Source organism: Vibrio galatheae, from assembly GCF_000967545.1.
Taxonomy (GTDB): Bacteria; Pseudomonadota; Gammaproteobacteria; order Enterobacterales; family Vibrionaceae; genus Vibrio; species Vibrio galatheae.
On sequence record NZ_JXXV01000024.1, the window covers coordinates 31,539 to 58,040 of the forward strand.

32 protein-coding genes are annotated in these 26,502 nt (G+C 43.7%); 16 read left to right on the forward strand and 16 right to left on the reverse strand.

The genetic code is table 11. From position 1 onward, the window contains the following. Window positions 1–112: 112 nt before the first annotated feature. The 4 genes from TW81_RS13375 to potA all read right to left on the reverse strand — a co-directional run bounded on the left by TW81_RS13375 (window position 113) and on the right by potA (window position 4,007). Window positions 113–1,147 carry an extracellular solute-binding protein gene (locus TW81_RS13375; protein ID WP_045956233.1) on the reverse strand — a complete coding sequence of 345 codons (1,035 nt, stop codon included), beginning with the start codon at window positions 1,145–1,147 and terminating at the stop codon, window positions 113–115. 115 nt (window positions 1,148–1,262) lie between these two features. Then, window positions 1,263–2,033: a spermidine/putrescine ABC transporter permease PotC gene (gene potC, locus TW81_RS13380; RefSeq protein WP_045956234.1), complete on the reverse strand. Its 771-nt coding sequence runs from the start codon at window positions 2,031–2,033 to the stop codon at window positions 1,263–1,265. Next, on the reverse strand, window positions 2,033–2,893 hold the full coding sequence (gene potB / locus TW81_RS13385; RefSeq protein ID WP_045956235.1) for a spermidine/putrescine ABC transporter permease PotB: 861 nt from the start codon (window positions 2,891–2,893) through the stop codon (window positions 2,033–2,035). Before potB ends, potC begins: the two co-directional genes overlap by 1 nt. Then, entirely contained in the window at window positions 2,874–4,007 is a 1,134-nt protein-coding gene (gene potA / locus TW81_RS13390) for a spermidine/putrescine ABC transporter ATP-binding protein PotA (protein WP_045956299.1), read from the reverse strand. Before potA ends, potB begins: the two co-directional genes overlap by 20 nt. A gap of 368 nt (window positions 4,008–4,375) precedes the next feature. Here potA and TW81_RS13395 point away from each other — a divergent pair, with 368 nt between their 5' ends. The 4 genes from TW81_RS13395 to ttcA all read left to right on the forward strand — a co-directional run bounded on the left by TW81_RS13395 (window position 4,376) and on the right by ttcA (window position 7,799). Then, window positions 4,376–5,179: a DUF2189 domain-containing protein gene (locus tag TW81_RS13395; RefSeq protein WP_045956236.1), complete on the forward strand. Its 804-nt coding sequence runs from the start codon at window positions 4,376–4,378 to the stop codon at window positions 5,177–5,179. After that, entirely contained in the window at window positions 5,148–6,008 is an 861-nt protein-coding gene (locus TW81_RS13400; protein WP_420835064.1) for a glucosaminidase domain-containing protein, read from the forward strand. Before TW81_RS13395 ends, TW81_RS13400 begins: the two co-directional genes overlap by 32 nt. 22 nt (window positions 6,009–6,030) lie before the next feature. Then, on the forward strand, window positions 6,031–6,687 hold the full coding sequence (locus TW81_RS13405) for a DUF2987 domain-containing protein (protein ID WP_045956238.1): 657 nt from the start codon (window positions 6,031–6,033) through the stop codon (window positions 6,685–6,687). A gap of 218 nt (window positions 6,688–6,905) precedes the next feature. Continuing rightward, complete coding sequence (gene ttcA / locus TW81_RS13410) at window positions 6,906–7,799, forward strand: tRNA 2-thiocytidine(32) synthetase TtcA (protein WP_045956239.1); 894 nt, start codon at window positions 6,906–6,908, stop codon at window positions 7,797–7,799. 67 nt (window positions 7,800–7,866) lie between these two features. Here ttcA and uspE read toward each other — a convergent pair whose 3' ends face one another. The 10 genes from uspE to ccoN form a co-directional block, all read right to left on the reverse strand. After that, entirely contained in the window at window positions 7,867–8,814 is a 948-nt protein-coding gene (uspE, locus tag TW81_RS13415; RefSeq protein ID WP_045956240.1) for a universal stress protein UspE, read from the reverse strand. A 141-nt stretch (window positions 8,815–8,955) separates the two neighbouring features. After that, window positions 8,956–9,705, reverse strand: a complete 750-nt coding sequence (locus tag TW81_RS13420) for an FNR family transcription factor (RefSeq protein WP_045956241.1) — start codon at window positions 9,703–9,705, stop codon at window positions 8,956–8,958. 88 nt (window positions 9,706–9,793) lie between these two features. Next, a complete protein-coding gene (locus TW81_RS13425) occupies window positions 9,794–10,468 on the reverse strand; it encodes a sulfite exporter TauE/SafE family protein (protein ID WP_045956242.1) in 675 nt (224 codons plus the stop codon). Then, window positions 10,465–10,629 carry a cbb3-type cytochrome oxidase assembly protein CcoS gene (gene ccoS, locus TW81_RS13430; protein WP_045956243.1) on the reverse strand — a complete coding sequence of 55 codons (165 nt, stop codon included), beginning with the start codon at window positions 10,627–10,629 and terminating at the stop codon, window positions 10,465–10,467. The genes TW81_RS13425 and ccoS overlap by 4 nt, the downstream gene beginning before the upstream one ends. Then, the gene (locus TW81_RS13435; protein WP_045956244.1) at window positions 10,630–13,002 is read right to left on the reverse strand and encodes a heavy metal translocating P-type ATPase; all 2,373 of its coding nucleotides are present in this window, start codon (window positions 13,000–13,002) and stop codon (window positions 10,630–10,632) included. A gap of 9 nt (window positions 13,003–13,011) precedes the next feature. After that, window positions 13,012–13,491: a FixH family protein gene (locus TW81_RS13440; protein ID WP_045956245.1), complete on the reverse strand. Its 480-nt coding sequence runs from the start codon at window positions 13,489–13,491 to the stop codon at window positions 13,012–13,014. Window positions 13,492–13,579: 88 nt separating this feature from the next. Continuing rightward, complete coding sequence (gene ccoP / locus TW81_RS13445; protein ID WP_045956246.1) at window positions 13,580–14,560, reverse strand: cytochrome-c oxidase, cbb3-type subunit III; 981 nt, start codon at window positions 14,558–14,560, stop codon at window positions 13,580–13,582. Beyond that, the gene (locus TW81_RS13450; RefSeq protein WP_045956247.1) at window positions 14,557–14,733 is read right to left on the reverse strand and encodes a cbb3-type cytochrome oxidase subunit 3; all 177 of its coding nucleotides are present in this window, start codon (window positions 14,731–14,733) and stop codon (window positions 14,557–14,559) included. The genes ccoP and TW81_RS13450 overlap by 4 nt, the downstream gene beginning before the upstream one ends. Before the next feature lie 15 nt (window positions 14,734–14,748). Next, window positions 14,749–15,369, reverse strand: a complete 621-nt coding sequence (gene ccoO / locus TW81_RS13455; RefSeq protein ID WP_045956248.1) for a cytochrome-c oxidase, cbb3-type subunit II — start codon at window positions 15,367–15,369, stop codon at window positions 14,749–14,751. Window positions 15,370–15,382: 13 nt separating this feature from the next. Continuing rightward, complete coding sequence (ccoN, locus tag TW81_RS13460) at window positions 15,383–16,810, reverse strand: cytochrome-c oxidase, cbb3-type subunit I (RefSeq protein ID WP_045956249.1); 1,428 nt, start codon at window positions 16,808–16,810, stop codon at window positions 15,383–15,385. A 259-nt stretch (window positions 16,811–17,069) separates the two neighbouring features. Between ccoN and TW81_RS13465 the strand changes: the two genes are divergently transcribed. Continuing rightward, window positions 17,070–17,432: a hypothetical protein gene (locus TW81_RS13465; RefSeq protein WP_045956250.1), complete on the forward strand. Its 363-nt coding sequence runs from the start codon at window positions 17,070–17,072 to the stop codon at window positions 17,430–17,432. A gap of 188 nt (window positions 17,433–17,620) precedes the next feature. On the opposite strand, the gene TW81_RS13470 is transcribed toward TW81_RS13465, so the two are convergent. Continuing rightward, window positions 17,621–17,989, reverse strand: a complete 369-nt coding sequence (locus tag TW81_RS13470) for a DUF3693 domain-containing protein (protein ID WP_045956251.1) — start codon at window positions 17,987–17,989, stop codon at window positions 17,621–17,623. Between the two features lie 174 nt (window positions 17,990–18,163). On the opposite strand from TW81_RS13470, the gene TW81_RS13475 reads away from it, so the two are divergent. From TW81_RS13475 to TW81_RS13525, 11 genes are all read left to right on the forward strand, one after another. Further along, window positions 18,164–18,532, forward strand: a complete 369-nt coding sequence (locus TW81_RS13475; protein WP_045956252.1) for a hypothetical protein — start codon at window positions 18,164–18,166, stop codon at window positions 18,530–18,532. 1 nt (window position 18,533) lies between these two features. Next, entirely contained in the window at window positions 18,534–18,758 is a 225-nt protein-coding gene (locus TW81_RS13480) for a hypothetical protein (RefSeq protein WP_045956253.1), read from the forward strand. After that, window positions 18,748–20,022, forward strand: coding sequence for a replication initiation factor domain-containing protein (locus TW81_RS13485; protein ID WP_338061733.1), 1,275 nt, complete (start codon window positions 18,748–18,750; stop codon window positions 20,020–20,022). The genes TW81_RS13480 and TW81_RS13485 overlap by 11 nt, the downstream gene beginning before the upstream one ends. Further along, window positions 20,013–20,321 (forward strand): hypothetical protein, encoded by a 309-nt coding sequence (locus TW81_RS13490; RefSeq protein WP_045956254.1) that lies wholly within the window; start codon window positions 20,013–20,015, stop codon window positions 20,319–20,321. Before TW81_RS13485 ends, TW81_RS13490 begins: the two co-directional genes overlap by 10 nt. 6 nt (window positions 20,322–20,327) lie before the next feature. Next, complete coding sequence (locus TW81_RS13495; protein WP_045956255.1) at window positions 20,328–20,567, forward strand: hypothetical protein; 240 nt, start codon at window positions 20,328–20,330, stop codon at window positions 20,565–20,567. A gap of 10 nt (window positions 20,568–20,577) precedes the next feature. Further along, the gene (locus tag TW81_RS13500; protein ID WP_045956256.1) at window positions 20,578–20,778 is read left to right on the forward strand and encodes a hypothetical protein; all 201 of its coding nucleotides are present in this window, start codon (window positions 20,578–20,580) and stop codon (window positions 20,776–20,778) included. Window positions 20,779–20,922: 144 nt separating this feature from the next. Continuing rightward, complete coding sequence (locus TW81_RS13505; RefSeq protein WP_156980971.1) at window positions 20,923–22,467, forward strand: hypothetical protein; 1,545 nt, start codon at window positions 20,923–20,925, stop codon at window positions 22,465–22,467. A 4-nt stretch (window positions 22,468–22,471) separates the two neighbouring features. Next, window positions 22,472–22,786 carry a DUF2523 family protein gene (locus tag TW81_RS13510; RefSeq protein ID WP_045956258.1) on the forward strand — a complete coding sequence of 105 codons (315 nt, stop codon included), beginning with the start codon at window positions 22,472–22,474 and terminating at the stop codon, window positions 22,784–22,786. Next, on the forward strand, window positions 22,783–23,907 hold the full coding sequence (locus TW81_RS13515) for a zonular occludens toxin domain-containing protein (protein WP_045956259.1): 1,125 nt from the start codon (window positions 22,783–22,785) through the stop codon (window positions 23,905–23,907). The genes TW81_RS13510 and TW81_RS13515 overlap by 4 nt, the downstream gene beginning before the upstream one ends. Before the next feature lie 638 nt (window positions 23,908–24,545). Beyond that, the gene (locus TW81_RS13520) at window positions 24,546–25,151 is read left to right on the forward strand and encodes a DUF2726 domain-containing protein (RefSeq protein ID WP_052706224.1); all 606 of its coding nucleotides are present in this window, start codon (window positions 24,546–24,548) and stop codon (window positions 25,149–25,151) included. 241 nt (window positions 25,152–25,392) lie between these two features. Beyond that, a complete protein-coding gene (locus TW81_RS13525) occupies window positions 25,393–25,638 on the forward strand; it encodes a hypothetical protein (RefSeq protein ID WP_045956261.1) in 246 nt (81 codons plus the stop codon). Here the strand turns inward: TW81_RS13525 and TW81_RS13530 are convergent. Further along, on the reverse strand, window positions 25,635–26,006 hold the full coding sequence (locus TW81_RS13530) for a phage protein (RefSeq protein WP_045956262.1): 372 nt from the start codon (window positions 26,004–26,006) through the stop codon (window positions 25,635–25,637). The genes TW81_RS13525 and TW81_RS13530 overlap by 4 nt on opposite strands. Between the last annotated feature and the right edge of the window lie 496 nt (window positions 26,007–26,502).

The following is a 26,502-nucleotide window of genomic DNA, read 5'->3' on the forward strand; positions in this document are numbered from 1 at the left end:
ACTTGTTTGTCGTATCGACAAACTTAACACGCGCTAAGTATATCAGCCAAATACAAAAATAGGCAGCAAACGCTACCTATTTTTCATTGCAAGAATAAACCGTTATGACCGTTTATTGCCCGGCTTTTAGCTTTAAGAAATACTCTTCGTATTTAACGGTGAGATCGCCAACTGCGTCTTGCCATTCCACACGATCCAAGTCTTCTTGAGAAGGGAACAGCGGCGCAACATCTTTAAACTTGGCATTAGACTCAGCTACAGCTGTTAAGTAACCAGTGTCACGTGAGATCTGCTCAGCAATTTCAGGACGAAGTAAGAAATCGATCATCTTATGCGCCGCGTCGACGTTTCTCGCGCCTGACGAAATAGCGAAGTTATCTACCCAGCCAATGCCACCTTCTTTCGGAAACACAAGTTTGAGGTTCAAGCCTTCGTTTTGCGCCGCAGCAGCAGAGCCATTCCACAGCATACCGACACCGACTTCGCCGGACATGTATGGTGCACCTGGGTTGTCTGAGTTAAATACTAATACGTTTGGCATCAGTTTTTGTAACTCGGCATACGCTTCATCGATCTGCTTTGGATCGGTTGAGTTACCTGAGTAACCCAATTTGCGTAATGCAATGTGGAACACTTCACGCGTGTCATCCATTAACATTAACTGACCTTCCAGCTCTGGGTTCCATAGATCGGCCCAGCTTGTAAAGTCATTTGGATCATACATATCAGCATTAACCGCTAAACCCGTAATCGCGACAACATGTGGAATAGAGTAGTCGTTATTTGGATCGAACGGCTTATCAAGGTAGTTCTTATCGAGGTTATCGAAATTTGAAAGCTTAGACTTGTCGATTTTTTGCAACATACCTTCATCACGCATTTTCGCGACAAAGTAAGTTGAAGGAACGACGAGATCATAACCCTGATTGTGCGTTTTTAGCTTGGCGTACAAAGTCTCATTCGACTCGTAAGTCGAATAAATCACTTTAATACCTGTTTCTTTCGTAAATTGTTCTAGGAGGTTGCTACTGATGTAAGGCCCCCAGTTCATAAATACGAGTTCATTGTTTTCGTCCGCTGTCACTGAACCAGAGAACAGGGAAAGCGCACATGCACTACCAGCTAATAGAGTAGCCCATTTTTTCATTTACGTTAGCTCCAAACCAAACGTTGCCTTTCGCGCAATTATTTACGTTAATCAGCAGTCAATAGAAGAACAGAATGACTCCCTGCCATTCTGCTTATGAGTTATATGGGAGGCCTTATTCCACTTTTTCTCTGGCAAGCAGCTGAGATGCTACCACCAAGATCAAAGAGACCACCAACATAACCGTTGCAAGAGCATTCACCTCAGGCGAAATACCCACCTTTACCATAGAGTAAATTTTCAATGGCAAAATTTCATACGTTGGTCCTGTAACGAACGAACTGATAATCACATCGTCCAAAGACAGGGTAAAACTTAACAGCCATCCAGCCGCCACCGCGGGTTTAGCAAGGGGCAGAATGATCTGCTTCAATATCACCCATTCGCTCGCGCCAAGATCTTTTGCCGCTTCAAGCATCTTCACATCAAAGCCATTGAGTCGGCTGTAGACCGTTACTACAACAAACGGTAGGCAGAATGTGATGTGAGCAACAAGCAGAGTAAAGAACCCAAGCTGAGCACCTAGCACTAAAAATAGCGCCAGCAATGAAATCGCCATCACAATATCTGGAGACATCATCACAACGAACAACATCCCGTTGACCGCACCTTTGCCTTTGAATGAATAGCGAAACAGAGCAACCGCAGTCAAACTACCAATAATAGTAGCAGCGGTTGCGGAAAATACCGCCACATTGAGCGAGTGCCAAGCGGCCTGCATCAAGCTGTCGTTGTTGTATAAGGTTTCATACCACTTGGTAGTGAAGCCGCCCCATTTCATGCCAAACTTGTTGTCATTGAATGAGTTAACAATCAACACCAAAATTGGCAAATACAAAAATGCATACACCAAGCTCATAAAGCTAAATCGTACTGCTTTACCCATCAGTCTAGCTCCACTTTCTTATTCAACAGCTTGCCGGCACGATAGTAGGCATACAGCATGATCGCCATCGCGATCGTCAATGCGATACTGGTTGCTGCGCCAAACGGCCAATCGCGAGCGTTGAGTACTTGGCTCTTAATCACGTTACCAATCAATAAGTTCTTAGCACCGCCGAGCAAGTCTGAAATGTAGAACATGCCAAGTGCTGGTAGCAGAACCAACAAACAGCCACCAATGATACCCGGCATAGTGAGCGGCAAAATCACCTTGGTAAAAGTTTGAAACTTATTCGCACCAAGATCTTTTGCAGCTTCAAGGTAGGTGTTGTCCAACTTCTCAATGGCAGAGTAGAGCGGCAAAATCATAAACGGCAACAGAATGTAGACTAAACCAATCATCACGGCTGTTTCGGTGTACATGATTCGCATTGGCTTATCGATGATTTCCAGAGCCAATAGTGATTTATTAAGAATGCCTTGTGTCCCAAGAACGATTTTCAGGCCATAAGTACGGATTAAGGAGTTAGTCCAAAATGGCACTATAACTAGGAACAACATAATAGGGCGCCACTTCGCTGGCATTTTGGCCACGATGTAAGCGAAAGGGTAACCAATCACCAGACAAAGAAGAGTCGCAATAATGGCCATGTAGAAAGAGTGCAACAGCACCTTGGCATACAGTGGATCCATCAAGCGAACATAGTTGTCTAATGTAAATGTTAGCTCAATAAGGTTGGCTTCATCGCGGGTTAGGAAGCTCGTGCCGATGATCATCAGATTCGGGATCAACACAAAAAGTGTCAGCCAACCCACAATAACCGTGATTATCGCGTTCTGTAGGCTAAGCTTTTTGGCTTTCATTGAGAACAACCTCCCAGCTCTCGACCCAAGTAATCGCAACTTTTTGCCCCAAGGAGTGATCAACGTCTGGATCGTCTTCATTAAAGAACTCACTGACCATCACTCGCATGCCTGAATCAAGCTCGATGACTGAATCTAACGTCATTCCCTTATAGGTACGCTCGGTAACATGACCAACAATGCCTTTCTGTTCAGACTCCTTGATCTCTTCAATACGTAAGTCTTCTGGACGAAGTAGTACCTGAAGTTTGTCACCAGGTTGCGCAGATTTTTCGTAGTAAACCACGGACTCAACACCTTCGATTTCGGCGCGAACTCGCTTGTCATCGATGCGCTCAACCATAGTGGCGTTAAATACGTTAATCTCACCAATAAAACGAGCAACAAACAAATTCTTTGGTTCTTCGTAGATTTCGCGCGGAGAGCCATCTTGTTCGATCACACCGTCGCGCATAACGATGATGCGGTCAGACATAGAGAGGGCTTCTTCTTGATCATGAGTCACGAAGATGAAGGTGATACCCAGCTGACGTTGCAACTGCTTAAGCTCAATCTGCATTTGCTTACGTAATTTGTAATCAAGTGCAGATAGTGATTCATCAAGTAGCAGCACTTTAGGTTGATTGACAACAGCACGTGCAATCGCGATACGTTGCTGCTGACCACCGGAAAGTTGATGTGGTTTACGTTGAGCCATTTTTTCAAGACGTACTTTGCGTAACGCTTCTAGAACGCGCGGTTCAATCTCAGCAGATGGCACTTTTTGCATACGCAAGCCGAAGGCAACGTTTTCGAACACCGTCATATGAGGAAATAGTGCGTAACTCTGAAATACTGTGTTTACATGCCTTTGCTCAGCAGGAACGTGAGTAACGTTTTGGTCACCAAGGGTAATCTCACCCTTATCTGCGGTTTCGAAACCGGCGATCATTCTTAATACTGTGGTTTTACCACAACCAGAAGGGCCCAAAATCGTCAAAAACTCACCATGACGTACATCAAGGTTAAGATTTGCAATGATTTCCTTACCATCGAAACTTTTGCTAATTCCAGATAGCTTAACTACTGGATTTCCTGCATCTTGTTTAGCGTTCAACGTCTGTTTTTCTCCCACCTTGGTCATCAGCAAAAATGACCTGTCGTTACACAAATTAGAGGCGCGCATCATAATCAGCAAAATTGTGAAATCAAAGCATTTTCTTATCCTGAAACAGAAAAAATTTTGCAGGTAAAAGTAAACATTCATTACCATACTCTCTGTATGCTAATTAAACTGCACGATGAGAGGAATTTTTCCTTTATTTCTGAGTCAGATATCGCTACTGATATGACACGCAGTGGTTAATTATCAACCAAACAAACGATAAAGCAAGCAGCATGTCGAGTTCTGATTTTTAGACTGAGTTTGCTTGACGTATAATGGATGCAATTTCTATCAACAAGTTAGCTTGGCATATACTCAGCTAAGCACTGGATTCAAGAATGAATAATGACATTGAAAAAGACTTCAACTTAGGCGGAAGCATAGAGCGTGCGCTGTCAGGCGATTATCAGCTTAAAGCCGGTGATGTCTTAAAGGAAGCATGGCAGCACACTATTAAACACTTCCTCTCTTTCTCACCGGCCATCATGATGTTAATCGTGCTGCAATTGGCCATTTTCTACATTGCACTCAAACTCCAATTGGGTAACCCTGGCATTATTCTCGATGCGATCCTCGCGCCCGAAACGTCTGACCCGGGCATTTTCAGCGCAATCATGGTGGCGAATTTTAGTTATGAAGTGATCAGCGCACCAATATACGCGGGTATTTCTTTAATGGCGATGAGTCATGTTGCCGGTCTATCCACCAAATCTCGTCATATCTCCAAAGGATTGCAATATACCGTGCCCGTTATTCTCGCGACGCTTTTTAGCTTGTTGCTCCAAGGCGTGGCCGGAATGATATTCCCACTCTTGTCTCTCTACCTTTCGTTAGCGTTTAGCAATTCCATCTTGTTGATCTGTGAAAAACAAGTGCCGCCTATGCAATCTTTGCTGCTATCGCTACGTGCCGTTAACAAAAAGATTCTAGCGCTTGCGGCTATCTATAGCCTTATCATGATTATGTTTGTCGTCGGTATGATGTTTTACGGTTTGGGGCTCATTTTCGTTCTGCCTTTCTTTTTCCATGTAAAAGGAATCGTGTACCGCAATATGTTTGGCATCAAACTAAAAATCATTGCCTCCGAAAGACCAAAAGATGAAGACGATAATGACAACAATTCACAAGTGTTCAATGCGTAGAAGTGAGTTCATTGCCATCGCTACGGCGGCTATTATTGCTGGATGTAGCTATTATGGTTATGAATCAAAACAAGTATCCACCGCCACTCAGTCACAAACCGCAGATGAGAGCACGTCAGATACGGGAGCGAAGTCAGTCGGTATAGCGCCGGACTTTGCTTCAATTAGCGATGTAAACGAGAAGAAACAAGCATTTTTCGACTATTTGCGTCCGGGAATCGCTTTAGAGAATCAAAGAATAGGTAAAGAACGCAAACGTCTAGACGCGATTCGTACTCGCTATTTAGCAAATAAGTTGACGCCAGCCGATCTGAGTTATGCTCAACGTCTGGGCAAACTCTACAAAGTAGAAGTTCCGGCAGAGGGGATTAACGAGGCTTGGGTGGATGATATGCTCCATCGCGTTGACGTTATTCCTCAAGCGCTGGTTCTGGTGCAAGCGGCTAACGAATCGGCATGGGGAACATCTCGATTTGCGACGCAAGCAAACAACTATTTTGGTCAATGGTGTTACAGTGCCGGCTGCGGGCTCGTGCCACTACAGCGTGTCGACGGAATGAGTCATGAAGTTGCCAAATTCAGATCCGTACAACAATCAATCTACGGTTACTTTATGAATGTCAACCGCAATGATGCTTATATAGATTTGCGTGAAATCCGCTATCAGCGCCATCTCAAAGGTCAAAGCCTAACCGATACCGAAGCTGCTACGGCGTTGACTCAGGGGTTGCTCAAATACTCTGAAAGAGGTGAGGCATACGTCAATGATTTACAAAGCATGATCCGGCACAATGACCAATTCTGGAACTCGCCTTCCATCCAACAATAAATTTTGAATAGAACATCATAAAATGAGAAAAGTATCGTTAACGATTTTAGCGACTGCACTATCGAGTGTGGCAGTTTTGCCAGTTCAAGCCCAAGAGTACATGTTTACCTACTCCAAACTGTATTCCCACATGAAGCAAAATGCCAAAGAAGGGCACGACGATGTCAAAGTGGGCTTCTTCTTCTTAAATGCCAATACCAAACAATTGTGCAATATAGAAAAAGCTTGGATGGAGAAAGAAGAACACTACGAAGAACTAAAAATTTCACCATATAAAGAGGTGATGGTTCCTCTAGACAATAACCTTCGCTCGGCGAATCCTTTGGTTTTTGTTCATACACCAATGGATATGCGCTGCGATTTTTCTATGGTGGTGATGACAAAAGAGCCGTTATTTGGTGAAGTCAGTTATGATCAAGTGAAAGTCATACTGCCGCAGATGCAGGCCATCTTGGAACAGCTTGGAGGCATGTTCGCGAGTTGGTTTACACCCGATGTTGAAGGCGTGACGTTAGAGTTTCCTGACAAGCTGAATTCTGAAGTGACGTTTTCCAACGGGACGACCAAAGCGATAGTTGACGGCAAAGTTCAAATTTCACTGCAAGAAATCGGCGAGGGTGGAACCATGACCCTTCCCGCTGAAACGTCGCGTGTGCTGCCATATTTACCGAAAGCATAATCTTAGACATAAGGTCGCAAATGCGGCCTTTTTATTCGCCTAAAATACACATTTATGTCTACCAGACATACCCGAGCATAGCTTGGAGTGCTGACATTTCCTATTTCAATGTGAGACAGGCATTTAATCCTCTTTAAAAAGCTCGTATAATCCTCGACCCAAATAAAACCACTTAGGAAGTGCCACTGTCGATTCATTCGACAATGTGAGAGCAAGCAATGAACCAAAAAGATCCAAGAAAAGAAACCCTTGAATTCAACAAGCTTCAAAAGCGCTTAAGAAGAAATGTTGGAAATGCCATTACCGATTACAACATGATCGAAGAAGGTGATGTGGTCATGGCATGTATCAGTGGCGGTAAAGATTCATTCGCGATGCTTGATATCTTGCTTAACCTTCAGAAAGCGGCACCCATTAAGTTTGATGTCGTGGCAGTAAACTTGGATCAAAAACAGCCTGGCTTCCCAGAGCATATCCTGCCAGATTACTTTGAGACTCTTAATATTCCATATTACATCGTCGACAAAGACACCTACTCAGTGGTGAAAGAGAAAGTACCTGAAGGTAAAACAACCTGCGGTCTGTGTTCACGTCTACGCCGTGGCACCCTGTACTCGTTTGCTGAAAAGATTGGGGCGACCAAACTCGCGCTTGGCCACCATATGGATGATATTGTTGAAACCATGTTCCTTAATATGTTCCATGGATCAAGGCTCAAGGCCATGCCACCAAAGCTGCGCTCTGATGATGGCCGCAACGTCGTTATTCGTCCTTTGACGTATTGCCGCGAAAAAGACTTGATCAAATACGCCGAGCATAAAGAGTTTCCAATCATCCCTTGTAATCTTTGTGGCTCTCAAGAAAACCTTCAGCGTCAGTCTATTAAGGCGATGCTAATTGACTGGGATAAGAAAACGCCGGGTCGAGTAGAGGCAATCTTTAAGTCTATACAGAATGTCAGCCCGAGCCAGTTGGCAGATAGAGAGCTGTTTGATTTTGAAAACCTGCCTTTAGACAGAGAAGGGAACCGAGATGAGTATCAATTTAGCGAAGCGATCGTCTCATCAACCAACATAGATGAATCAATGTTTATTGACGTGACCAATATCTAGTCTTAAAAAACGATCTAAACAAAAAAGGAAGATAGTGACTATCTTCCTTTTTTACGATGCAAGAAAACTAAATCGCCGTTTGTGGATCAAGTGGACTGATGTATCCCTGAGGTTTTAACGCCATAACGTCACAGTTGATCTTATCAATCACATGCTCCGCCGTATTGCCAATAAATACTGCAGATAAGCCAGTACGTCCTGTCGTGCCTATGATCACCATTGCTGCATTTAGTCTCTCTGCGACTTCTGGAATGACATCTTCCGGTAAACCCTGCTCCACAACTGTCTGTTCTTCATCATAGCCGTGCTTTTGGCGCAACGCTTTCATCGCTGTCAAGTGGTGGCCACGAACCGCATCAGTATAGGTTGCCGGATCAAACTCAGGTAGCTCAATCGTAATATTCGCCGGGGTTACCGGATAAGCGTTAACCAAATAGGGTTTCGCTCCTAAACGCTCAGTAAGGCTATTAAGCTGTTCTACCATGGCATCATTTAAGCCAAGGTGTGTATCGTGCTCGGATCCAACATGCACTGACGCAAGAATACTGGCATTTTCTGGCCAATCGGCATTTTTAACCAGTAGAACAGGGCAAGGACATTTACGTAGCAGGTGCCAATCTGTCGGTGTGAAAATCACCGACTCAAGCACATCATGCTTGCGGGTACCTTTGATCAGAATATCATGCTCGCCAGCGAACACTTCCGCTACGATTGCTTCATAGGGCCGATTGTGCCAGACCACACGTACGTCGAACTCAACATCATCATTAATGTAGTCCTTAGCAATCTTATGCATCCACTGCTCGCGCTGCTGTATGACCCCGCGACGCATTGCATCACGCTCGTCAATAGAGAGCATCGACGTCATGTCGTAAGAGAAGTCATAAATAGAGAGGAAAAAGGTTACTCGACTCGGAGAACGACTTTTTTCAGCCAACTGCATCGCTCGCGCAAGAGCAGGCTGTTCGTCCTTATTGATGTCAGCAACAACTAATATCTTATTGTAAATACTCATAGTGACTCCATAGAGACGAGGAGGATCATATGATTAATGTAGCTTAGAACAGGGGAGAATTTTAGAATTAATTGGAGGATTTTAAGAGAAGTATGATGTAGCTCTATTTCAAACTGAAAAGAGCTACATCATTGAAAATTATTACGATTCTGATGAGACGCCAGCCAGTTCCATCAAGGCATCGTGGTTAAGGATAGTAATGTATTTACCTTTAACACTTAAGATCTCGGATTTTTGGAAACGGCCCAATAAACGAGAGATGGTTTCTACGGTTAAACCTAGGTAGTTACCAATATCACCACGAGTCATTGTCAGGCGGAATTCGCGCGGACTAAAGCCACGCTGAGAAAAGCGAGTTGAAAGGTTATACAAAAATGCCGCTAAACGTTCTTCTGCATTCTTTTTAGAAAGCAGCAGAATCATCTCTTGGTCGCCTTTAATTTCGTTACTCATCAGACGCATGATTTGTTGACGTAACTTCGGCATTTTTCCAGAAAGGTCATCTAGAATGTCATAGGGAATTTCGCACACCATTGACGTTTCTAGCGCTTGCGCAAAACTTGGGTGAAGGTCGCCGGTAATGGCATCAAAACCAACCAAATCACCCGCTAGGTGGAATGCAGTGATCTGTTCGTCGCCTTGCTCTGTGATTGTATAACTCTTGATTGTACCTGAACGAATTGCGTATAGAGACTTGAGCTCGTCTCCCGCTTTGAACAATTCCTGTCCTTTCTGGATTGGCTTCTTGCGTTCAATAATCTGGTCAAGCTGATCTAGCTCAGATTCATTGAGCGTAAACGGTATACAAAGCTGGCTAATACTACAATCTTGGCAGTGGATGGCACAGCCGCCGGATTGAACACGCTTTGTTGCAGGCTTTTCAGAAATCATAACAACCTTTCACTATTTGATATACATCAATATTTTAGCACCCATTACCCCTAAAGGGTAGCGGAAAAAAATGCACGAAAACAGTTAACTATAAACTAATCGATAACAGAGTAAGCGCACCATACGCTGTATACAGGCCATAAATCAATAGTGTCAAACCCACAATATGACGAAATGTGTTGGAATTTTGTAACTTGTGAAGAGATGTGGCTGCGTGGCCAGCCAATAACATAGCGGGTAAGGTTCCTGCACCAAACGCAAGCATCACCAGAGCACCATTTAACACGCTGCCAGAAACCGCAGACCAAGTTAACGTTGAATAGACAAGACCACAGGGCAACCATCCCCAAATAAAGCCAAACGGTAGCGCATGAATAGGTTTTCTTAGAGGCAGTAGCGACTTTCCTGCAGGGGAAACATAACGCCAGATAATTTGCCCAAACTTCTCGATATACAGCAAACCTTGCCACCAACGGCCAATATATCCGGCGAGTAAGATCATAAATAGCGCTGCGGCTAATCTTAGCCAAACGAGGACATTATTGACTTGGCCTACTTGAGAGATTGAAGAAATGGCTCCGCCAACAATGGCGCCGAGCAAGGCGTAACTAAGAAGTCGACCTAGGTTATAAAACAGCGGTACCCATTTTGATGGTTGCGCCTGACCAAGAGAAAGCATGGAGGCGATCCCTCCACACATTCCCATACAATGTCCCGCACCAGCCAAACCGATAAAGAAAGCACCGAGCCAGTCTGGGTTCATTTCGGCGGATTCTCCTTATGATCATCCTCGTCAAACAGAATATTGTGACCTTGACGCTCTAAGTCTTCAAACTGCTCACTTTTCACCGCCCAAAGGAAAATTGCTGCAGCAACACAGACAAGAACAATGGCGATCGGGATGAGGATATAAAGGCTTTCCATTTATTTACCTTTTTCTTTGAGCAAACGTAAAGAGTTAGATACTACAATAATTGAGCTCGCAGACATACCTACAACGGCAAAATAGGGGGCAACAAACCCGGCAACAGCAAGGGGGAGAATCAGCACATTATAACCTAGCGACCAAGCAAGGTTCTCGCGGATGATCTTACGTGTTTGCAGCGCGAGTTCGCGCGCCTCTAAGATACGATCGAGTCTATCTCCCAGCAACACCATATCCGCAGACGCCTTCGCGACATCCGTACCACCGCCCATCGCCACTGACAAATGGGCACCGGCAAGTGTTGGGGCGTCGTTGATACCATCCCCGATCATCATGGTGATGTCGCCAGAGTCGGCTTTTTGCAAATATGCCAGTTTATCTTGAGGTTTGGCACCGGCAACAACGTCGTTAATACCGATCTGCTCAGCCACAAGCTGGGCATTTTCTTGAGTATCGCCAGTCAACAAAGTCACTTTAACGCCAGCATGTTGGAACTTCTCAATAAATTCTTTGCTCTCAACACGAATAGGATCTCGATAACCGAAGCTCGCGACATGCACATCGGCAATGGAAAGACAGACTGTGTTTGATTTCCCGCCTTGATTATCTGTCAATACAAATTCTGCGCTACCGATCTTCACCTCTTGGCCCAAATAAAGCCCTTTGATTCCAGAACCAATCACGTTTTCAACATCAGTGACAGCGATATTGATATCGCTATAAGACTTGAATGCTCGAGCAATAGGGTGGTTTGCATGCGATTCAAGCGCAGCAGCCAGAGCCAATGCTTGCTCTTTGGAAACATCAGCATGGAGCTCAACGTGATTAATCTCAATGTCACCATGAGTTAAAGTACCCGTTTTATCGATGATAAGGTGATTAACCTTACATAGGGTTTCAAACACATGGCTCTTACGTAACAATATGCCTAAATTACCCATTCGAGACGTAGCACAAGTTAACGCTGTTGGTGTCGCCAATGATAGTGCACACGGGCACGTCGCAACCAAAACGGACAACATGATCCAGAATGCGTCATCCGGTTTGCTAGAGTGCCAAAACAACCAAGTGCCCGCCGCGATGACAAGAATAATTGCGACAAAGTAACGCGCAACCACATCAGCGATTTCAGCAATTTTAGGCTTAGTGAGCTGAGCTTCGTCTTGCAGGCGAACTATGTTAGAAATCATTGAGTCTGCTTTCGAGGAGGTCACTTCAAGCTCAAACGACTCTTCGCCATTCAGTGTCCCCGCAAAAACAAAGTCTCCTTTACTTTTCACGACAGGAAGCGATTCACCAGTCAACATTGACTCATCGATATGAACACGCCCGGTAATTATCTTGCCATCTGCTGGAATATGCTCACCCGGCAGAACGCGAATTTGGTCTCCAACTTTGAGCGTTTTTACCGGTACCTGATCACCATTAAGCTTGTTGGCAATGGCTGGAATCAATTTGAGCAAGTTGCCACTTGCCGCCGCAGCTTTACGCCGAGCACGCATTTCGAGGAATCGGCCAACAAGAAGGAAAAAGGCAAACATTGAGATAGACTCAAAGAACACTTCCCCTTGCTCCGTAACGGTGGCGACCAAACTTGCGCAATAAGCAAAAATCATTGCAATAGAAACGGGCACATCCATGCCTAACGTGCGTCCGCGAATACTGCGCCATGCGTTAAGATAAAATGGCAGAGCAGAGTAGAGCATCACTGGTGTTGCAAAGATCAAGCTCACCCAACGGAAATAGTTCTTAAACTCAGGTTCGAGATCCCCAAACACTTCTAGGTATAAGGCAACTGCCAGCATCATCACCTGCATCGTTGCCAGACCTGCTATCCCTAAACGATAGAGGTACTGCTTCATTTGCTGATGATAGGACGCTTCTTGTTTATCGGCCTCAAACGGCGCAGCTTTGTAGCCAAGCTGATGAATAGATGACAAGATGTCGCTAAGCTTAATTTTAGATTTATCCCACGCCAAAATCGCACGATTGGTTGTGGTGTTAACTCGAATTGAAAGTACCCCTTTTTTGGAGGATACCTGCTTTTCAATCAACCAAGCACAGGCGGCACAGGAGACCCCATCAAGTGACAGCGTCACCTCTGGGTTGTCGTTATTATTACGCACAAACTCTGACTGCACTTCGTCATTGTCATAATGAATTAATGCTTGAAGCTGCTCAGGAACTAGGTTAGCCCTTTCAGCAGGTGCTGTGCGATATTGATAATAAGAGACTAGCCCGCTGTCGACGATAGTTTGCGCCACCGTCTCGCAGCCTGGGCAACACATTTCACGCATTTCGCCTAAAATTTCAACTTTGAAATCCGTGTTGGCTGGTACATCTTCACCACAGTGATAACAGGATTTACACATAGATTTTGCTTAGTTGGATAGTGGAACAAATGAAACCGCAGGGAACTCAACTCGGCCTTGGATTAGCCATTGCTCATCGTGAGGTGATAACTCGATAAACCACGGGCCTTGTAGCTCGTTATCTAGAGTTAAACGGTAGTGGCCACGTGCATCCGATGTGATCAACTGGGTAAAATCTCGATCAGGTAAAGTACGGTGGGCAAACATGGCCGTAATCGCAGGGTAGTGATCTAATTGCCCTTTTTCAAATTGGAACACAATAGTGCTCCCTTCAGAAGATACTGAGGCACTCAGGCCCATTTGTTTAGCGACGTTAACACGAGAAATATCAACGTTAATTCCCTTGCCTTTTTTATAGTAATCCTCAGTAACGAGATGAACTGATTGATTTGTGAGTATCAATACCCTGACAACGGTTAGTAGAGAGACACCAACTGTAAGAGTAATCAGAAACCACGGCCAAAACTGCTTATACCAAGGCTGTACCATAAAAAAGTTCTCAATAAAAAAGTGAAAGAAATTAGGGCGTTAATTTAAAAGAAAAAAAGCCCCTATAAAAGGGGCTGTTATTGAAATGTTACTTATCATCCGAGTTGCTTAAGCTCCAAACGTAAGAAGCAACCAGTTGAACTTTGTCTTCGCCTAGAATGTCTTTCCAAGTTGGCATAACACCAGAACGACCGTTCATTACTGTCTCTGTTACTTCCGCACGCGAACCACCAAACAACCAATCTTGGTCTGTTAGGTCAGGCGCACCCACTGCAGGGTTACCTTTACCATCTGTACCATGACACGCAGCACACACAACGAAGCGCGCCTTACCAGCTTCTGCTTCACGTGCATTTACCGAACGTCCAGACAGGCTTAGCGTGTAGCTTACTACTTCTTTTACGCCTTGCTCGCCTAGAGCATCTTTCCACGATGGCATTTGTCCAATACGACCGTTCATAATGGTTGTTACAATAGCTTCTGGCTCACCGCCGTATAACCACGCATCATCGGTTAGGTTAGGGAAACCTTTCTGACCACGAGCATCAGAGCCATGACACTGTGAACAGTTTTGCAGGAACAAGCGTTGACCCACTTTTACCGCTTCACTATCCGCTGCAATTTCAGGGATAGAGCGTAGCTCCGTAGAGCCATCAACGTACGCAAGTTTCTTGAATGCTTCACCGAAGTAAGTATCAGCATCATCAAGCTCTTTTGCGTATTGAACTAACTGCTTGTTCTGCTGAGCTGCAGCGATTGACGCTTTTGATTCCTCAAGAGAACGAACTGTTTGGTCTGAACTCTGCCAGCCTAGAACACCTTTGAAGTTACCTAGACCAGGGTAGAGTGTTAGGTAGATCGCGGCAAAGATAAACGTACCAACAAACAGGTAAGTCCACCATTTAGGCAGCGGGTTGTTTAACTCACGAATACCATCGTATTCGTGCCCCATGTCCGCACCTTCTTCAACGCCCGTCTTATCTTTTAGGCACCAAAAAAGAAGCGCAGCACAGCCGACTAACGTACCGACCGTAATGATGATTATCCAAAGACTCCAAAATGTCGTCATTGCTTAGTCACTCCTTGTTCTTTTTCAGGTGCTTTCTGCTCATCGGCAAAAACAAGGTTTGCGGCTTCATCAAAGCGTGCTTTGCGGTTCTTACCGTAAGCCCACCAAACCACACCTATAAAGCTAACGAACAGAACTATGGTCCAAATACTGTGAATAGTACCGATATCCATAATGTCACCTCTTTATTACTTCATTGCGTGACCAAGAGATTGAAGGTAAGCGATGATGGCATCCATCTCGGTTTTTCCTTCGACATCTTTAGACGCGTTTGCGATTTGCTCATCAGTGTATGGAACACCAAACTGATCACGGAAAATAGTGAGTTTTTTCTGAGTGTACTTACCATCAAGTACGTTTTCAGCAAGCCATGGGAAACCAGGCATGTTTGACTCAGGAACCAACTCACGTGGATCAAGTAGGTGAACACGGTGCCACTCATCAGAGTAACGACCACCAACGCGCCCTAAGTCTGGACCAGTACGCTTAGAACCCCACAAGAATGGGTGCTCATATACACTTTCACCTGCAACAGAGTAGTGACCGTAACGTTCTGTTTCAGAACGGAAAGGACGGACCATCTGGCTGTGACAAACATTACAACCTTCACGGATGTAAACGTCACGACCTTCCATTTGCAGTGCAGTATAAGGACGCAGGTTTTCAACCGGCTCAGTGGTTTGTTTTTGGAAAATCAGCGGAGTGATCTCTACCAGAGCACCTAAGCTAATTGCAAAAACGATAAGAATCGCTAGTAAACCGACATTGCGTTCTACAATTTCGTGGCGATTGTTAGAATTAGAACTCATTCTTTAAATCTCCTTATGCCGGTTGAGGGATAGCTTTAAGGCTATCTTTTGGCGCAGTTACCGTTTTGTACGTGTTGTATGCCATTAAGAACATACCTGATAGGAAGATGAAGCCACCTAGGAAACGGACAAAATAGAATGGGTAAGACGCTTCTACAGACTCAACAAAGCTGTAGGTTAACGTACCGTCAGAATTAACTGCACGCCACATTAGACCTTGCATTACACCAGAGATCCACATCGCAACGATGTATAGAACTGTACCAATAGTTGCTAACCAGAAGTGGGTATTGATTAGACCTACAGAGTACATACGCTGCTGACCAAATAGACGTGGGACTAAGTGGTATACCGAACCAATAGATACCATTGCTACCCAGCCTAATGCGCCAGAGTGAACGTGACCGATGGTCCAGTCAGTGTAGTGAGACAATGCGTTCACTGTCTTAATCGACATCATTGGGCCTTCAAACGTAGACATGCCGTAGAACGACAGCGATACGATTAGGAAACGAAGAATTGGGTCATAACGTAGTTTGTGCCAAGCTCCAGACAACGTCATAATACCGTTGATCATACCCCCCCATGAAGGAGCAAAAAGAACCAATGACATCACCATACCAATTGACTGTGTCCAGTCAGGAAGGGCAGTGTAATGCAAGTGGTGTGGGCCAGCCCAGATGTAAAGTGAAACTAGTGCCCAAAAGTGAACGATAGACAAACGGTAAGAGTAAACAGGACGTTCAGCTTGTTTAGGCACGAAGTAATACATCATACCTAGGAAACCAGCCGTCAGTAGGAAACCTACCGCGTTGTGTCCGTACCACCACTGAACCATCGCATCCACTGCGCCTGAGTAGATCGAGTACGATTTACCCATAGAGACAGGAATTGCCATGCTGTTTACGATATGAAGAACCGCAACAGTGATGATAAAGGCACCGAAGAACCAGTTTGCTACGTAGATGTGAGACGTCTTACGGGTAACCAATGTTCCGAAGAACACGATGGCGTAAGAAACCCAAACTACCGCGATGGCAATATCGATTGGCCATTCTAGTTCCGCGTACTCTTTACCTGAGGTAAAACCTAATGGCAGAGTAATCGCTGCTGCTAGAATAATGGCTTGCCAACCCCAGAAGGTAAAGGCGACAAGAGGGCCACCAAATAGACGAGTTTGACAGGTACGCTGAACAACGTAATAAGACGTTGCGAACAGGGCACTTGTACCAAACGCAAAAATAACCGCATTAGTATGCAGAGGACGTAAGCGACTGTACGTCAACCACGGCGTATCAAAGTTTAGCTGTGGCCAAACTAATTGAGCGGCAATCAAAACACCAACGGCCATACCGACAATACCCCAAAGAATGGTAACTAGGGTAAATTGACGGACGACTGTATAGTTGTAGTTTTGTTCAAGCTGCTTTTCTTGGCTCATTTGCATGCTTCCAATTTCTAATTAACTACACTTTACTTCCAACACGACACATGTCGTAATGCCCCCCAAAACTGTTAAGAAAATCAAACCAGTATCAAGTGGTTAAATATTCTTGCTAGTCTTTAAAAAAAGTGGCATTTTCAGCCGCCAACTATACTGCATTTAACAATTCAATGACAGCGCAGTAACCTTACAGTCGTTCAGGTTTTGACCTTTTATTTTAAAACTTTGAAGTTTGTTACACGGAGAACACCACATAATGGCAGCACAGAAACTCACACGGGGCCGTTTTGTTCAAATAATCATCATGTTAACCATACTTATTGCAGCGTTTATTTGGCGAACAGTCACATTTATAGGCGAGCAAAACATAGAGTGTGAGTTGAAACCAAAATGTACATTTAGTGTTAAAAGCACTCAGTTTTCGGCATTCAAATCCGACAGTGGAATTACACTGAGCAAACCGTCAGATAATTGGAAAATTTCGTTGCCAAATAGAGCACTAAAACTTGTCGAACAGGAAGATTATTGGCAACTGCAAGGAACGAACCTAGATAATTTGCAGATAGAGCTTTCAGATCTCGAAGAGACGCACATCGTTGGCGTTAAATTCAGGATATAGACACACAAAACAATCTTAATTAAGCAAAAGTGGCCAAACTTCCTAATAAACAGGATTAGAATCGCAAGATTATAAATACTGTTTATTAGGTATTTTATGGTAAATAGATTATGTTGAATCATTTTAAGAAGAGAGAAAGCAGGCAAGGCTTGAACTAAGTCTAGTTCTTCTGTTTACACACATTGCATTTAACATAATATACATAATGCGAACTTGGATATGGTATTAAACAGCCCGTCCGTGGACACCATGAAAACCGCATAAGCACTTGATATTGTTGTTAATCCTAGCCCGTTATACTTTTTTGCGATGCTGTGCCATAGCTTCTGTGCTTCGTGTGACTTGGCTTTATCTGCTGCTAAGTACACTAAAATCATTTCTTTATCTGCGCCAACTTCGTCCGCTAGAAAAAGCGCTTCGTTTTCAGTTAGATAACGTTCACCTTTTCTTATTCCAGATAACTTTTGAACGCTTATATTCAAATCGTGTGCAATCTGCTTATCTTGAACATAATTCTTGGCGTTTTTATACGAATCTAATAGTTCATTAATGTACATTGATAGATTCCTCAATTGGTTAGAGTCACTTTATTGTAGCCCATTCCTACACAAATCCGTGTATTTACAATCCTCAAAAATGCGTATTTACTTTACACAAATTTGTGTATTAGACCGCTCTGGTCGCTCCCTAAGCTTCTGGGGCGGTCAGCCAAACAACTTTAGGGGGTTGTCATGGAAATCAAACACGCGCAAGGCTACAGCTCAATTCACACCGACAATTGCCATTTCACACGTTTTCACGCTGACAACTCATTTCAAGTGCGTATCGGCATGATTAACAACGATGTGAACGCGCTTGTGTCGGTTGACCTCGATACCTCAAGCATTCGTCACGAACATACCTCTGACGAATCCGAATTCATGTTTCCTGTGCTGTTTTTTGGCTCAAAGCATCACTTTATCTTCGAAACGGTGTTGGATTACCGTATCGCTTGTGAGTTCTTCATGGTTGAGCCTGTGGAGTCACTGACAGAAAAAATCGTGCGTTCTAATTTCAATACAACGTGCAACATGCGTTGTAATCGAGAGTTTGAGGCATAATATGACTTTCTCAGCCAAACCTCCCCTTAAAAATCCGGTCTACTTTGAGCATCATCAAGACGGTTACTGGTGCTCAATTGACGGTATGCCGGAATACTTCAAGACTAAGCACGAAATGTATTTGTATGCGTGTGAATCTGACCGTGAAATCATTGAAATTACGCACGAAAATGAATCTGAGCTTCGTCAATCTGGCGCATTTGATAGGACGTTTAATGATGAATAAAACGCTTATCGATTTTGTGAGCTTTTCAGGCTCTCCATTGCTACTCGAACGCTGCAAAGACATGGCAAAACAACGCTTTGCCTTTGAACAACTCAATGAATTTGAGTCGCAAAATGTGGTTGCCATTCAACAACGCGAAAACACCAAAATCGCGCATTTTGCGGAAAACTTAGCGCAACTACTTGGCTGTATTGAGGCTGAGGATTACGCCAATAAAGACCTCTACTTTGCTTCTCTAGATAAAGCATTAGTTGATGCTGACGTTCGTATTGATAGCGATGTTTCGTTTAACGAGTGTTATCAGAACCTGATTGGCAATATTGGGATTGATATGTTGGATACGCTTTGTCATGGCGAAATCGAGTCCTTTCTTGAAGTGCTTGCCGATGAAATCAGCTACGAGAAAAACGAGTGGACACTAGAACGTCGAGGTGGTTTTTCAGGGTATCGCTACTCTGCAAAGCTTCTTTGCAATGGCACTCAGGCGGGGTTGGTCGCTTGGGGCGCTGCGAACTTTGGTTACTACGTTTCGTTTTCTGGTAAAGGCTGCGAAGCCATAAACATGGAAGCGTTACATAAGGCACTAAATCAAATGGTCGGAGCGAAGTTAACTCGTGTTGATATTGCCCTTGATGACCTGATGGGTAACGTGTCGATTGATGATATCAAACAGAAATACATTGATGGTGAGTTTATCACTCGCGGTACGCCTCCCAAATGGGGCGAATTTATGGGCGGCTCTGGTATGTCGAAAGATGACCGTAAACGCTGCGGTATGATTAAAGACGGCGGTCACACCTTCTACGTGGGTGCTCGTGAGAACGGCAAGATATTCCGTGGCTACCACAAGGGCGCGCAACTCAAGTCTGAACAATACCCTAATTGGAATCGTTTCGAGGTGCAAATTGGCAACCGCTATCGTGTTATTCCTTTTGATGTGCTTGTTAATCCTGACCAATATTTTGCGGGTGCTTACCCTGCTCTAGCCTCACTCATTCAAGACGTTAAGCCAATTGCCATCAATACGTGCAAAGTGGTTTTTCAGACCTCTTTAGAAAACGCAATGAAACATGCTCGTGTTCAATACGGCAAGTTGCTCAATGCTTTACGTCAATTTTATGCAGACGAAAAATCGCCTGACAAACATGTCCTTGATGCACTCACCAAAGGACTTGAATTAACCGACATCCCCGACCGCATTAATTATCCAGTCGGTCGAGGTCTACACATGGAAAAAACTGGAGAAATACAATTATGCCTTTAACAGTAATCGTAATTGGGTGTGAGCACTCTCAAGGTCTATCAAAGAAAGATGACCGTCCTTATAACTTTGCACAAGTGAACTATCTCGGTGCAAATGATGGTTGGAAATCGGACAAAGGCGCTTGTGAGGCTGTTGGCCTCAAACTAAAACAAATTGCGATGTCCCCTAATCCGTCCTTAGTGGCTGAGTTCAAAAAACTCGCTGACCAATTCCCATTGCAAGCGGAATTACATCTAGACGTTGACCCTGATAATCCTAGCCGAAATATCGTTGTTGATATCAAGCCACTTCAAGGGTAATAAATTATGACGGATTGTGTAGCTGCTGACCCTGAAGGCTTTTTGTATCTCACTTCTGACCCTATTGAGTCATGCACACAATTTGTCGTACTCAGTGCCGATGAATATAACTTTTTTACGTCCTACACATCCATTACAGGGACAGAGGTTGTCGAGTTCTATTCATTTGGTTTCGCTCTCGTCTTTTTCGGTTACATCATTTCGTTCCCGATTAAGGCGGCATTAAAAGCAATAAACCTTATATAAGGAAATCATTATGAAAAAGTATCTAGTTGGTGCGGTTGCACTTGGTATGTCTGCGGCTTCTAACGCTGCGGTGGATTTGTCTACGCTCTGGGCTGAGGTTGACCTTAGTAGCGTGGCAACGAGTGTTTTGGCTATTGGTGTAACTGCGGTGGGTATCTCGGTTGCATTGAAAGGCATTTCGCTTGCTAAACGCGCTGTATCTAAAGCGTAAACGGTGCTCTACGCCATTTATGACACGCACCAGTTCATATTTACCCTGTTAGGTGGTTTCTCCGCTCTAATATGTGGGCTGAATATGCGTGTTTAATAACGGACAAGGGAGCTTAATTGCTCCCTTTTTTTCTTGGTTCGAATTATGCGCATTGTCTATATATTACTTTTTCTCTTTCCATTTAGTGCACACGCTGTTGCTTATTACACGTTAATTGGAACTACTGAACCCGTATTTAGTTCTATGTCTGCATTGTCTCAATACTACGTCGAGGTATCTGGTTGTGTTCAATCCGGTAGTATTTATAAGAAACCAGTAATTAAGACTATCTATGTTAACGCTTTTTCATATTATTCTCGTGAGTTTAGTGACAGTGAATGTACTGATACTTGGAGTACTGGAAAAACTTATACCTATAATCCAACCGCTGTTGACGACCAATGTCCAGAGGGAACTATTCTAGATCCAGAGGCGGGCCGATGTGTTGAAGATAATAAATGCGAACCATTAGCAGGAAATACTACTTCTCACACATGGGATTACATGAAATATGGCGATGAACCTACATTTTGTTCGGGTGGTTGTGAATTAAAGGTAACTGGTTCAACGTGTTCATTGGCTAATGCTACTCCCGGTAATGGTTGTGGCGGTACGGTTGTAGTTACAGGCAAAACATGTAATGAGGGAGAACCTTCACCCGGTGGCACCATTCCCGACGAAGTACCGCAAGGCTGTCAGGATTTTAACGGGACGTATCTTTGCCCTGAAGATTCAAACGGCGATGGTCAACCCGATGATGGTCAACCCTTAGACCCAGATGCTAAATGCGGTTATGACGGTAATGACCAGTTTTCTTGTCAAGGTGGTACATATGCTGAACCAGATTACGAAATGCAAGACCCAACTAAACCACTTGAAGGTGTGGAATCTTCGCCGTTAGACCCTGCCAATGTGCCTATAGAAACGGTTGAGGGTGTTGCTCCCCCAACCGACGAAACTGGCGAACGTGAGCAAATCAAACTACTCAACGAACAAATCAATGCGTTGCTTGAAGGGCTGAACGCGGATAACAACGCCAACTTTAAAAAGATGGTGGATGAACTCAAAAACGCGAACCAGTTTAACCAGCAACAACTTGACCAAATTGTTGCATCAACCAACAAGCAACTTGAAATTTGGGACGAGTTAAAAACCCTTCAAATGCAGTCTACTGAGGACATTGTTAACGCCATTAATGATTCTGCTGAATATGATGAGTTTTATAACAATCAAGCCGCGGCTAGGCATAGTGAGTTGTTAGCCGCTTTGCAGGGTCTTGGCTCTGGAAATGGCGAAGGCTCACAGGCTGAAAAAGACATTTTAGACGTACTCACCAATGGCAACGGTACAATTGACGGCACTCAAGCGGCTTATAACTCTGAGCACACTACGCAATCGCTTTCTGAGGAGATGGTTCTCCGTCTTTTTCAGACTCGTGATGTCGTTTATGAGGGTATGCTCGACGCCTTTGCTGATATCGATTTGTCTAACGCAAAGCGCCCCGATTTTAGCCTTGATTTAGAACCAATGGGCTTTAAGAAATACAGTCTTGAAACGGCGTTTAACGTGGATTACATCTTTGGGTTTATTCGCATTTGTATTCTGTTCACTGCTGCATTGACGTGCAGAAAAATTATCTTTGGAGGCTAATGTCATGGATTGGGTTTCAGACTTATTTCAGCAGTTCCTAGACGCCATCATTGCTTTGTTTATGGGCTTATCTGAAATTGCTAAGGACATTGTTTATTGGTTCTTTGACTTGATAATGACGGTTGTTGATACCTTGTTGGCAACGGCGATAGCGTTCTTTGAACCTATAGATATTGGGCAATATATGTCTGGCTTTCCTCCAGAAGCGGCGTGGGTTCTTGCTCAAATTGGTTTGCCTCAAGCGCTTGGTATGATTGTTAGCTCGATTGGCATTCGTATTATTCTCCAGTTGATTCCGTTCACGAGGTTAGGCTCATGATAAATGCATTAACGGGCAGACCCGGAGGCGGTAAGTCTTATGAGGCGGTAGCGTTCCATATTATTCCAGCCCTCAAAGATGGTCGCAAAGTCATTACCAATGTTGCGCTTAACATTCCGCATTTCGTCAAAATATTTGGTCAGGATGTGATTGATGAATTGTTGGTTGTGGTTGATGGTGATTTGACCAACTTTGGCTCTAGGGAACGTCCGTTCTCTAAGGTCGAGCACTATCAAGATGAATGGAGAAACGATAAAGGACAAGCGCCTCTCTTTGTGGTTGATGAAGCACATATGTCTGTGGGTCGTAATGTGAATGATGCGGTGTTGGAATGGTATTCAATGCACCGTCATTACGGCGCTGACATTCTGTTAATGACTCAGAACTTGCGCAAGGTTCACCGAGACATTAAGGACATGGTTGAGATTCATTACTACTGCGTGAAAAACGCGGCGATGGGTTCAACTAAGACCTACACACGTAAGGTCAAAAATGGGGCTAATGGAGTTGATTTAAATGAAAACGTTCGTAAGTACGAGGCTCAATATTTTCCTTTCTACCAAAGTCACACGAGTTCTAACAAGGCGGTTGAGGAGGCGGTTGCCAAGGATGTTAAACCGCTTTGGAAGCACTGGACAGTATGGCTCGGCGCGATATTGCTTATTCTTGGCCCGTCGATGCTTATCGCTAACGGTGGGATATTTGGTGACATTGGTGAGACTCAAGAAGAAAGTCCGAATACCGAGCCACAAACAAGCTCTAGCGAAGAACCTGCGACCGAGGAAAAAACAGAGAAAAAACGCCGTAGACCTCAAGACCCTTTAAGCGATTACAAGCTTTATGCCAGTGGCGAAATTATCAATGTTGTGTTCGACAAGGATAACAGGCCAGTGAGGAACAAGACGTTTAAGCGCGTTTATATCGATGTGTATGAGAATGATTTCAAGTTGTTCACGATGACGAATGAAGACCTGATAGAAATGGGTTACGCCTTTAAAGTACTGACTGATTGTGTTTACCAGCTCACGTATCAAGGTGCGGCTCGTCTCGTGGTGTGTGGTGATTATGAAGAGCAAGCAAAGCAGAACGATTTGTTTGCGGTTACGCCGTTTTCTGGATAGTGAGAGTGTCTAAATGAGTGAAGAACAGTTAATTCAATTTGTAGAAATGTTTAGTCATATGTCGTTTATTGATTCAATGTTAGGTGCGTTTCTGGGTGTGGGGTTTTGGAGGCTTCTAGATTGGATTTGTAAATCTAAATGATTTGTAGGTTCGGTTGTTTTCATAAAATTCGCATCTTGCCTTTATGGGGGGTTCCCTGCTACTGCAGGGGGGTACCATAAAGGCATGAGTCAATCACAATACAAACAATGACCTTTTTATTTGCCCCTTTAGGGCATTACACTGCACTTCTCACACACTCTCAACTAGCCCCGCAGGGATAAGCTAAGCACGCAGTGCAAGCGAAACACCAAGCCGCTCAACTCTCTCAACCTATGCCCCTGCACGTAGTCGGCGCGGTTAGCCTCTCCCTATGCTGAAAATAAAAAACTCCCCTCGCCCTGCTAAGCCTTCTTGTGAACCTTGGCGAGTGTCGAGCCATGGTTAATTTGTGGTGTGCAGCATCCCCGTATAGTAATACGGGGTGAAAGTCTTACCCCGAAACTTTGCTTTTCTAAAATGCCTTAGACTTCGATGAGCATTTACATTCAATTCTCTTTGTTTTAATTTGTTTTTAATGCAAATGATGGAATATGAAATGAAGATTCTCGCATTCTTGATAATCTTAGTCTGCCTTGTCGTGATGGTGACAACACTTAATGGAAGCGGAAAAAGAAAGCGTAAAGCTCAAAAATCACGTGATAAACATCGGACTTTCGATGAGTCAATAAATTACTCGGCGACTAAAAGCAGTGAGCAACTAGAACCAGTTCCTAGTATTCAACCTGTCGAAAATGATTCCTTCCCGAAACATAAACGATCTAAGTATTTAGCTACTGAAAATGAGCGCAGATTTCATGATGCGTTGAAACAAGCTATACCTTCGGAATACAACATACATTGCCAAGTTTCCCTGATGGCGCTTGTTCAGCCTTTAGAGTGGAAGGATAACTCACGTACATGGGCTAAGCGGATGGACTTCGTGATTACTGATTCAGACACTCAAGTTTTGGCAGTAATAGAACTAGATGATTACACACACAACTGGGCCAAGAGAAAGAAACGTGATGAATATGTGAACACAGTTTTGGAGGGGCATCACAACTTAGTCAGGTTCAAATCATCTAAGCATTATGACCCTCTACACATTAGACAAGAACTTGACCTAATTTCTTCATTGGTACCGGATGACCCCCTCACCTAGTATTACGGGGGTAAATTCCACCATTCTCCAAGGCTTCTGCGGTCTAATCGCCTTTAAGCCCTTTTTCATCCTTGCAAACAATACGGGATGAAAGTCTTGCCCCGTATTTGCAATCAAAATAGATACCGGCCTTCCAGGTTAAAATGGAAGAATGCTATCTAATTTTAACCACGCTAATTTATCTCGATGCTTTTTTGCTATCATTAATGAACCAGGTAACTTTCTGCAGTAAGGTAAAATGATGGCAATAACAATTCGAGATGTAGATAAGCATGAAGATATGCTTGATGAACTTAGCCGTTTAACAGGTGAAACAACAAAGGCAAAAAGTTTGATTAAAGGCGGTTACGCTGCCATTAAGTATAAGGATCATTACTTGTCTGAAAAGGATCATCGTGAGCGACTTCAATCTGAACTATATTGTTTAAAGCGCAAAGTCGAAGCTTATACAACTGCTTTAAATGCGTTAACTAAAATCGGGGCTTAACGCCCCTTTATTTCACTTATTGCTCTTGCTGTCTTTAGTAGCTTTGTTGATGTTTTTATTTCAAGTTCTGAGGATATTTCTATAAGCCCCAATCCAGTTAGGATTTGTTGAGGTGTGTAAGCTTGCCCGTTTGGGGCTTTTAACTTCCTGTTCTCGATTGAAAAGCCTATCCATTCATCATAGGGACTAAGCTCTAAGCGTCGATACATTCGCATTAATCTTTTACACTCAGGTGGGATAAGTGCGCCTTCATCCCATTTTTTGACAGTCCTCACAGATTTAAAACACAAATTTGCCGTTTCTTCTACCGTTAAGCCGCAATCAAATTGACGAAAAATATAGTTTTTGGTCATTTGAAAGTATTTCATTATGTACGCCTCTAAATTCCAGAGGATACACAACTAGTTGATATGAAACGTCATTTAACTTAAAGCGACATAATACGCACTTAAGAATTGGTAATTGGGAATATTTTCTAACTGTCATAAATACGCATTTATGCTAGTTGGGAATCAATCTTGCCCATCAATCGCGTCTTTTTGAATAGCTAGTGCCGCCGCAATGGTACTGACCGACAAGCATTCACCATAAATCCAATCACATAATGCGCACTTTAGTAATGTCCGGTTTGAGCAATTTTAAAATTAACTCTTCAGCCACAAATTCGAATACTACCACGTCTATAAATTTCGTAGTTCATAGTTCGCTTTCTAAATTAACTTTCCACAGAGCATCATATAAAACCTTTCGAGGCGTAGTTACTAGACGGCTGTGTTTTGATATGAGTTTAGTCATGCCAACCTTTTTTAATCACATTGCTATGTAAAAACGTGACAGCATAACTAAATGAACTCAATTTGACCT

Excerpts from the sequence above, each read along its gene's own strand:
- TW81_RS13375 (WP_045956233.1), bottom strand. The coding sequence starts at position 1,147 with ATGAAAAAATGGGCTACTCTATTAGCTGGTAGTGCATGTGCGCTTTCC.
- potC (WP_045956234.1), bottom strand. The coding sequence starts at position 2,033 with ATGGGTAAAGCAGTACGATTTAGCTTTATGAGCTTGGTGTATGCATTT.
- potB (WP_045956235.1), bottom strand. The coding sequence starts at position 2,893 with ATGAAAGCCAAAAAGCTTAGCCTACAGAACGCGATAATCACGGTTATT.
- TW81_RS13395 (WP_045956236.1), top strand. The coding sequence starts at position 4,376 with ATGAATAATGACATTGAAAAAGACTTCAACTTAGGCGGAAGCATAGAG.
- TW81_RS13400 (WP_420835064.1), top strand. The coding sequence starts at position 5,148 with ATGACAACAATTCACAAGTGTTCAATGCGTAGAAGTGAGTTCATTGCC.
- TW81_RS13405 (WP_045956238.1), top strand. The coding sequence starts at position 6,031 with ATGAGAAAAGTATCGTTAACGATTTTAGCGACTGCACTATCGAGTGTG.
- ttcA (WP_045956239.1), top strand. The coding sequence starts at position 6,906 with ATGAACCAAAAAGATCCAAGAAAAGAAACCCTTGAATTCAACAAGCTT.
- uspE (WP_045956240.1), bottom strand. The coding sequence starts at position 8,814 with ATGAGTATTTACAATAAGATATTAGTTGTTGCTGACATCAATAAGGAC.
- TW81_RS13420 (WP_045956241.1), bottom strand. The coding sequence starts at position 9,705 with ATGATTTCTGAAAAGCCTGCAACAAAGCGTGTTCAATCCGGCGGCTGT.
- TW81_RS13425 (WP_045956242.1), bottom strand. The coding sequence starts at position 10,468 with ATGAACCCAGACTGGCTCGGTGCTTTCTTTATCGGTTTGGCTGGTGCG.
- ccoS (WP_045956243.1), bottom strand. The coding sequence starts at position 10,629 with ATGGAAAGCCTTTATATCCTCATCCCGATCGCCATTGTTCTTGTCTGT.
- TW81_RS13435 (WP_045956244.1), bottom strand. The coding sequence starts at position 13,002 with ATGTGTAAATCCTGTTATCACTGTGGTGAAGATGTACCAGCCAACACG.
- TW81_RS13440 (WP_045956245.1), bottom strand. The coding sequence starts at position 13,491 with ATGGTACAGCCTTGGTATAAGCAGTTTTGGCCGTGGTTTCTGATTACT.
- ccoP (WP_045956246.1), bottom strand. The coding sequence starts at position 14,560 with ATGACGACATTTTGGAGTCTTTGGATAATCATCATTACGGTCGGTACG.
- TW81_RS13450 (WP_045956247.1), bottom strand. The coding sequence starts at position 14,733 with ATGGATATCGGTACTATTCACAGTATTTGGACCATAGTTCTGTTCGTT.
- ccoO (WP_045956248.1), bottom strand. The coding sequence starts at position 15,369 with ATGAGTTCTAATTCTAACAATCGCCACGAAATTGTAGAACGCAATGTC.
- ccoN (WP_045956249.1), bottom strand. The coding sequence starts at position 16,810 with ATGAGCCAAGAAAAGCAGCTTGAACAAAACTACAACTATACAGTCGTC.
- TW81_RS13465 (WP_045956250.1), top strand. The coding sequence starts at position 17,070 with ATGGCAGCACAGAAACTCACACGGGGCCGTTTTGTTCAAATAATCATC.
- TW81_RS13470 (WP_045956251.1), bottom strand. The coding sequence starts at position 17,989 with ATGTACATTAATGAACTATTAGATTCGTATAAAAACGCCAAGAATTAT.
- TW81_RS13475 (WP_045956252.1), top strand. The coding sequence starts at position 18,164 with ATGGAAATCAAACACGCGCAAGGCTACAGCTCAATTCACACCGACAAT.
- TW81_RS13480 (WP_045956253.1), top strand. The coding sequence starts at position 18,534 with ATGACTTTCTCAGCCAAACCTCCCCTTAAAAATCCGGTCTACTTTGAG.
- TW81_RS13485 (WP_338061733.1), top strand. The coding sequence starts at position 18,748 with ATGATGAATAAAACGCTTATCGATTTTGTGAGCTTTTCAGGCTCTCCA.
- TW81_RS13490 (WP_045956254.1), top strand. The coding sequence starts at position 20,013 with ATGCCTTTAACAGTAATCGTAATTGGGTGTGAGCACTCTCAAGGTCTA.
- TW81_RS13495 (WP_045956255.1), top strand. The coding sequence starts at position 20,328 with ATGACGGATTGTGTAGCTGCTGACCCTGAAGGCTTTTTGTATCTCACT.
- TW81_RS13500 (WP_045956256.1), top strand. The coding sequence starts at position 20,578 with ATGAAAAAGTATCTAGTTGGTGCGGTTGCACTTGGTATGTCTGCGGCT.
- TW81_RS13505 (WP_156980971.1), top strand. The coding sequence starts at position 20,923 with ATGCGCATTGTCTATATATTACTTTTTCTCTTTCCATTTAGTGCACAC.
- TW81_RS13510 (WP_045956258.1), top strand. The coding sequence starts at position 22,472 with ATGGATTGGGTTTCAGACTTATTTCAGCAGTTCCTAGACGCCATCATT.
- TW81_RS13515 (WP_045956259.1), top strand. The coding sequence starts at position 22,783 with ATGATAAATGCATTAACGGGCAGACCCGGAGGCGGTAAGTCTTATGAG.
- TW81_RS13520 (WP_052706224.1), top strand. The coding sequence starts at position 24,546 with ATGAAGATTCTCGCATTCTTGATAATCTTAGTCTGCCTTGTCGTGATG.
- TW81_RS13525 (WP_045956261.1), top strand. The coding sequence starts at position 25,393 with ATGGCAATAACAATTCGAGATGTAGATAAGCATGAAGATATGCTTGAT.
- TW81_RS13530 (WP_045956262.1), bottom strand. The coding sequence starts at position 26,006 with ATGAAATACTTTCAAATGACCAAAAACTATATTTTTCGTCAATTTGAT.